Origin of the sequence: Xinfangfangia pollutisoli (assembly GCF_020179405.1) — a bacterium.
Taxonomy (GTDB): Bacteria; Pseudomonadota; Alphaproteobacteria; order Rhodobacterales; family Rhodobacteraceae; genus Pseudogemmobacter; species Pseudogemmobacter pollutisoli.
In genome coordinates this window covers 14,990-21,594 of record NZ_JAICBZ010000069.1, presented here as the reverse complement: position 1 = coordinate 21,594, position 6,605 = coordinate 14,990, and the positions used below count along the sequence as shown (strand labels likewise).

Below are 6,605 nucleotides of genomic sequence, written 5' to 3'. Positions count from 1 at the left end.
ACAGCCCGCGCAGCGAGGCTTCGCGCTTGGCATGGCGGGCTTCCAGCTCGGTCAGGAAGACCCGCGTCAGCTCGCCCCCGCGGGCACCGATGCCAGATCCGGCGCCAAATCCGCCGCCAGACCGGGCAGCAGAGCCGGCGCCCAGCCGGGCCCCAAGCCCGCAGCCAAACCGGGACCCAAGCCGCCGGCGCGCGGACCGTCATCCGGAGCGCCCCGAAGTGGCGGCCCGGGCCGGCGCAAATAGCCACTGGAAAGATCCCGCCGCCGCGCGGGGGGAACTTTCCCGCGCATTCCCCCGCCTGGGCGCTGGCATGGTCGAAAGCTCTCGGCTAGGATCAGCTTGCGCGTGCAGCATCCTGTCCCGCCCCGCCCTGCCTGATCAGGAACCGGAAATGTCTGAGACCGGCCTTCGCCTTCTCTCTCTCGCGCTTCTGGTGGCGCTGATCCTGTATGTCGCCGGATCGGGGGGCATGTGATGGCCAAGCGCTTTGGCGGAAAATACAGCCCCGGCCAGGACGGCCGCGCGGGAATCGCCCCCGAAACGCTGGCGCCCGCGCCGATGCGCTGGGGCGACGTTCCCGTCGCCCGGCCCGAGGGCAAGGCGCGCGGCGAATGGAAGGCCTCGCTGCTGTTCCTGCTGGCCTTCGCCTTTCTGTTTCCCGCCTTCGGCGATGCGCCGGACGCGATGCTGCTGGGCCTTCTGGCCGGCGGCGCGCTGATCCTGGCGGCCTGGCTGACCCGCGAAGGGCTGCGCGCCCGCGCGGCCTTTGCCGCCCGCAAGATCGCCCGCCGCCCCGCCTTCCCGCGCCTGATCGCGGGCGCGCTGGCCACCGGCGCCGCGCTGGCGCTGGGCGGGGTCATCGCCCATGGCCTGTCGCTGTTCGCAGCATTTTACGCCCTGGCCGGGGCCGCGCTGCATCTGGGCGCCTTCGGGCTGGACCCGCTGGCCGACAAGGGGATGGAAGGCATCGACCGCTTCCAGACCGACCGCGTCGCCCGCGCCGTGTCGGAAGCCGAAAAGACCCTGGCCCAGATGAAGGACGCGATCCTGCGCACCGGCGATGCCGGGCTGCAGACCCGGGTCGAGACCTTCGCCCAATCCGCCCGCGCGCTGTTCCGCCGGATCGAGGAAGATCCCGGCGATCTGACCGCGGCGCGGAAATATCTGTCGGTCTATCTGCAGGGCGCGCGCGACGCGACGGTGAAATTCGCCGATCTCTGGGCGCGCCGCCCCGACTCCCAGGCCCGCGCCGATTACGAAGCGCTGCTGACCGATCTGGAAACCACCTTTGCCAAACGCTCGACCGCGCTTTTGGAAAACGACCACAACGATCTTGATATCGAGATTTCGGTGCTGCGCGACCGGCTGAAATACGAAACCCGCTAGCGGCCCTGCCGACCCGATACCCCTGTACGCCCCTGCCAGAAGGACCAGGCCATGACCAGTGAAGCCACCCGTGCCAATGCCGAAACCCTGCTGGGCGAGGTCGAGCAAGTCTCGGCCATGCTGCTGCCGGAACCCGCGGGCGAGATCGTGCCGCTGGACACCGCCAGCCCCGACCAGGCGGCCGCGATCCGCAAGCGGATGGACGAGCTGGACCTGTCGAACACCCAGTCGATCATTTCCTTCGGCTCGGGCGCGCAGGCGGAATTGCAGGTGATCAGCCAGGAGATGCTGCAGGACGTCAAGAACAAGGATGTCGGCCCCGCCGGCGACAGTCTGCGCAAGATCGTGACCACGATCCGCGGCTTTTCGGCCGAGGAACTGGACCTGCGCCGCGAGTCCAGCTGGTGGGAGCGTCTTCTGGGCAAGGCCGCGCCCTTCGCCGAATTCGTGGCGAAATACGAAGACGTGCAGGGCCAGATCGACAAGATCACCGACGAACTGCTGGGCCACGAGACCCGGCTTCTGAAGGATGTCAAAAGCCTGGACCTGCTTTATGCCAAGACGCTGACCTTCTACAACGAGCTGGGCCTGTATATCGCCGCGGGCGAAGCCAAGCTGGCCGAGGTGGACGCCACCGTGATTCCGGCCAAACAGGCCGAGATCGACGCCGCGCCCGAAGCCAGCAAGATGCTGAAAAGCCAGGAGATGCGCGATCTGCGCGCCGCGCGCGACGATCTGGAACGCCGGGTGCATGACCTGAAGCTGACCCGCCAGGTCACCATGCAGTCGCTGCCCTCGATCCGCTTGGTGCAGGAAAACGACAAGAGCCTGATCACCAAGATCAACTCGACGCTGGTCAATACCGTGCCCCTGTGGGAAACCCAGCTGGCCCAGGCGGTGACGATCCAGCGCTCGAAAGAGGCGGCGGAATCGGTGCGCGCGGCGACCGATCTGACCAATGAACTGCTGGAAGCCAACGCCAAGAACCTGAACGAGGCCAACCGGATCGTGCGCGAGGAAATGGAACGCGGCATCTTCGACATCGAAACGGTGAAGAAGGCGAATGAAACGCTGATCGCCACGATCGAGGACAGTCTGCGCATCGCCGACGAAGGCAAGGCGCGCCGGGCCGCGGCCGAGGTGGAACTGACCAAGATGGAGGTCGAGCTGCGCGAAACGCTGGCTTCGGCTTCGGCGCGCAAGGCTGCGGTGCCCGGCGGCACCGGCGCTTCGGCCTGAGGCCTGCCTTGTCCCGCAGCCTGCCTTCGCGTTCCGGGCCGCTTGGCCTTGCCGCAAGTGCCCTTCTGGCGCTTGCCGCCTGCGTCGAGCCGGCAGCGATGCCGCGCTCGCCCAGCCCGGCGGCGCGTCCGCCGGTTGCGCCTTCGGCAGCGCCCCTGCCCGACACTGCCAAATCCGCCGCCGCCCGGGCCTATTTCGCCCAGGTTCAGGCGGCGCTTCTGTCGCAGGGGCTGATGCGCACCGATGGCGGCGGGCCCGACACGCCCTTCGATTCCCGCATCCTGGCCGAGAATTTCCTGCGCGTGGCGCTGTTTGACGAATATTCCCGCACGGGCGGCGCCTTCGTGCGGGGCGAGACCGCCTCGATCCTGCGGCGCTGGGATGTGCCGGTGCGGGTCGGGCTGCGCTTCGGCGCTTCGGTCCCCGAGGAGCGCCGCGCTGCCGACCGGGCGCGGATCGGATCCTATCTGGCGCGGCTGGCCAAGCTGACCGGCCATTCGATCGCGCTGGCCGACAGCAATGTGAACTTCACCATCCACATCGTCTCGGAGGATGAGCGCGAATTGCTGGGCCCGCAGCTTGCGGCCGAGATGCCGGGCCTGTCGGCGCGCGACATTGCCGATGTCACCGGCATGCCGCGCACCACCTATTGCCTGGTCTATGCGCTGTCGCCCGGCAATACCGGCGCCTATAACCGCGCGGTGGCGGTGGTGCGGGCCGAACATCCCGATCTGTTGCGGCAATCCTGCTTCCACGAGGAGATCGCCCAAGGGTTGGGGCTGGCGAATGACAGCCCGCTCGCCCGGCCGTCGATCTTCAACGATGACGAGGAATTCGCGCTGCTGACGCGGCAGGACGAGCTGATGCTGCGCATGCTTTACGACCCGGCGCTGCGGCCGGGGATGCGCCTGGCCGAGGCGCGGCCGATCGTGGAATCGCTTGCGCGGCGCCTGATGGGCGGGGAAACTTGACGCCGCATTTTCAGCGGCATTGCGACTTGGAAAGGGTTGGCCATGGTCTTCGGCTTCATCAAGGGCGAATTCATCGACGTCATTTCCTGGCTTGATGACACGCGCGACACGATGGTCTGGCGCTTCGACCGGCGCGGACAGGCGATCAAGATGGGCGCCAAGCTGACCGTGCGCGAAGGACAGGCGGCGGTCTTCATCCATGAAGGCCAGCTGGCCGACACGTTCGGCCCGGGCCTGTATGAATTGCAGACCAACAACCTGCCGATCCTGACCACGCTGCAGCACTGGGACCACGGCTTCCAGTCGCCCTTCAAGTCCGAGGTCTATTTCGTCTCGACCACGCGCTTCAACGACCAGAAATGGGGCACGAAGAACCCGATCATGGCGCGCGACCCGGAATTCGGCCCGGTGCGCATCCGCGCCTTCGGCACCTATTCGATGCGCGTGACCGATCCGGGCAAGTTCATGACCGAGATCGTCGGCACCGATGGCGAATTCACCACCGACGAAATCTCGATGCAGATCCGCAACATGATCGTGCAGGCGGCCAGTCAGGTTCTGGCCGGCTCGGGCATTCCGGTTCTGGACATGGCGGCCAATCTGGAAGACCTGGGCAAGATCATCGCAAAGGCGATCGCGCCCAAGGTCGCGGAATACGGGCTGACCATCCCGGAATTCTATGTCGAGAATATCAGCCTGCCCGAAGAGGTGGAAAAGGTGCTGGACAAGCGCACCTCGATGGGCGTGGCGGGCGATCTGAACAAATACATGCAGTTCAACGCGGCCGAGGCGCTGGCCAATCCGGCCTCGGGCGCGGGCGGCATGATGGGCGCGGGCATGGCGGCCGGCATGGGCCTGGGCATGGCGCAGAATGTCGGCCCCTGGGGGGCAGCACCCGGGGCCGCCCCGGCCGCCGCTCCGCCGCCGCCTCCGCCCGGGGCCGCGAAAGCCTGGCATCTGGCCGAGAACGGCGCGACCAAGGGCCCCTTCGCCGAAACCGATCTGGCCGCGATGGTCTCGTCAGGCGCGCTGACCCGTGCGACCATGGTCTGGTCGGCCGGGATGGAGGGCTGGAAGCCCGCTGGTGATACCGAGTTGTCGAAGCTGTTCTCCCAGGTCCCTCCGCCGCCGCCCGCCCCCTGAATCATGGCCGATCCCCAGGAATACCGCTGGCCCTGCGACGCCTGCGGCGCCCAGCTGCGCTTTGCGCCGGGCCAGACCGAGCTGGTCTGCGACCATTGCGGCCATGTGCAGAAACTGCCCGGCCCCGATGCCCGCAGTCTGGCCGAGGCGCGCACCGAACATGATCTGATGCGCGCCCTGCGCGACGATCTGCCCGGCGCCGCGATGCAAGAGGTGCGCACCGTCACCTGCACCAATTGCGGCGCCCAGATCGAATTTCAGGGCGCCGACCATGCCACGGAATGCCCGTTCTGCGCCTCGCCCGTGGTGGTGGATACCGGCTCGCATCGCCAGATCAAGCCGCAGGCCGTGGTGCCCTTCCAGCTGAACGAACGCGCCGCGCGCGAGGCGATGGTGCGTTGGATGGGCAATCTGTGGTTCGCGCCGAACAGCCTGATGGAATATGCCCGCAAGGGCCGGGCGATGAACGGCGTCTATGTGCCCTACTGGACCTTCGATGCCGAAACCGACAGCCGCTATAGCGGCCAGCGCGGCGACTATTATTACGAGACCCGCACCGTCACCGTGCGCGAGAATGGCCGCTCGGTGCAGCGTCAGGAACGGGTGCGCAAGACCCGCTGGCATTCGGTCTCGGGCCGGGTGTCGCGCGATTTCGACGATGTGCTGATCCTGGGCTCGACCGGGGTGCCGCAGGCCATGGCCGACCGGCTGGACCCCTGGGATCTGGGCGCGCTGGTGCCCTATGCGCCCGATTACCTGGCCGGCTTCTCGGCCGAGGGCTATACGGTTCCGCTGGCCCAGGCGCATGACACGGCGCGCGACCGCATGTCAGGGGTGATCGTGCAAGATGTGCGCCGCGACATTGGCGGCGACGAGCAGCGGGTGGACGGCGTCGATACCGATTGGCGGGCCGAGACCTTCAAGCACATCCTGCTGCCGGTCTGGCTCGCGGCCTATAAATACAACGGCAAGAGCTATCGTTTTCTGGTCAATGGCCAGACCGGCGAGGTTCAGGGCGAAAGGCCCTGGTCGGCCTGGAAGATCGCTTTCGCCCTTGTCCTTGCCGCCCTTGTCGCCGGGATCGGCGCCTGGCTTTACCAGAAGTACAAATGATGACCCAAGACCTGACGACCGAACCGGAGGCCTTTCTCCGCGCCCTGTTCCTGCGCGCCGTCGCTGCGGCCGATCCGATGCGCTTCGTGGCCCGGCACCTGCCGCCCAAGCCGGCGGGCCGGGTCTTGGTGATCGGCGCTGGCAAGGCCAGCGCCCGGATGGCCGAAGCGGTCGAGGCGCATTGGGGCCCCTGCGAGGGGCTGGTGATCGCCCGCTACGGCTATGGCCGGCCCAGCCAGGGGATCGAGATCGTCGAGGCCGCCCATCCGGTGCCCGATGCCGCCGGAGCCGAGGCCACGGCGCGGATGCTGGCGCTGCTGCAGGGCCTTGGCCCCGATGATTTCGTGCTGGCGCTGATCTCGGGCGGCGCCTCGGCCCTGCTGGTGGCGCCGGTCGACGGCGTCAGCCTGGCCGAGAAACAGGCAGTGAATGCCGCCCTTCTGGCCTCGGGCGCGCCGATTTCGGCGATGAACACCGTGCGCAAGCATCTGAGCCGGGTGAAGGGTGGCCAATTGGCCGCCGCCGTGCATCCGGCGCGGATGCTGGCCCTGATGATCTCGGACGTGCCGGGCGACGATCCGGCGCTGATCGGCTCGGGCCCGACGGTGGGCGATGCGACGACCGCCGCCCAGGCGCAGGCCTTGCTGACGCAATGGAATGTCGCGGTGCCGGCCTCGGTCACCGCCGCGCTGGCGGCAGGCTCGGGCGTGGTGCCGCCGGGCGATCCGCGGCTGGCTTGTGTGGAAAACCGC

Annotated in this window: 6 protein-coding genes; all 6 read left to right on the top strand. The window is 67.8% G+C overall.

Translation table 11 applies throughout. From position 1 onward, the window contains the following. Positions 1–475 precede the first annotated feature (475 nt). On the top strand, positions 476–1,387 hold the full coding sequence (locus K1Y73_RS16795; protein WP_225029463.1) for a 5-bromo-4-chloroindolyl phosphate hydrolysis family protein: 912 nt from the start codon (positions 476–478) through the stop codon (positions 1,385–1,387). Positions 1,388–1,438: 51 nt separating this feature from the next. Further along, positions 1,439–2,626 (top strand): toxic anion resistance protein, encoded by a 1,188-nt coding sequence (locus K1Y73_RS16790; protein WP_225029462.1) that lies wholly within the window; start codon positions 1,439–1,441, stop codon positions 2,624–2,626. 98 nt (positions 2,627–2,724) lie between these two features. Then, positions 2,725–3,597, top strand: a complete 873-nt coding sequence (locus K1Y73_RS16785; RefSeq protein ID WP_404819100.1) for a DUF2927 domain-containing protein — start codon at positions 2,725–2,727, stop codon at positions 3,595–3,597. A gap of 42 nt (positions 3,598–3,639) precedes the next feature. Next, entirely contained in the window at positions 3,640–4,740 is a 1,101-nt protein-coding gene (locus K1Y73_RS16780; protein ID WP_225029460.1) for an SPFH domain-containing protein, read from the top strand. A 3-nt stretch (positions 4,741–4,743) separates the two neighbouring features. Further along, positions 4,744–5,853, top strand: a complete 1,110-nt coding sequence (locus K1Y73_RS16775) for a primosomal protein N' (replication factor Y) - superfamily II helicase (protein WP_225029459.1) — start codon at positions 4,744–4,746, stop codon at positions 5,851–5,853. Then, positions 5,853–6,605: glycerate kinase type-2 family protein (locus K1Y73_RS16770; protein WP_225029458.1), on the top strand; the 753-nt coding region annotated here is incomplete at its 3' end. The genes K1Y73_RS16775 and K1Y73_RS16770, both read left to right, overlap by 1 nt.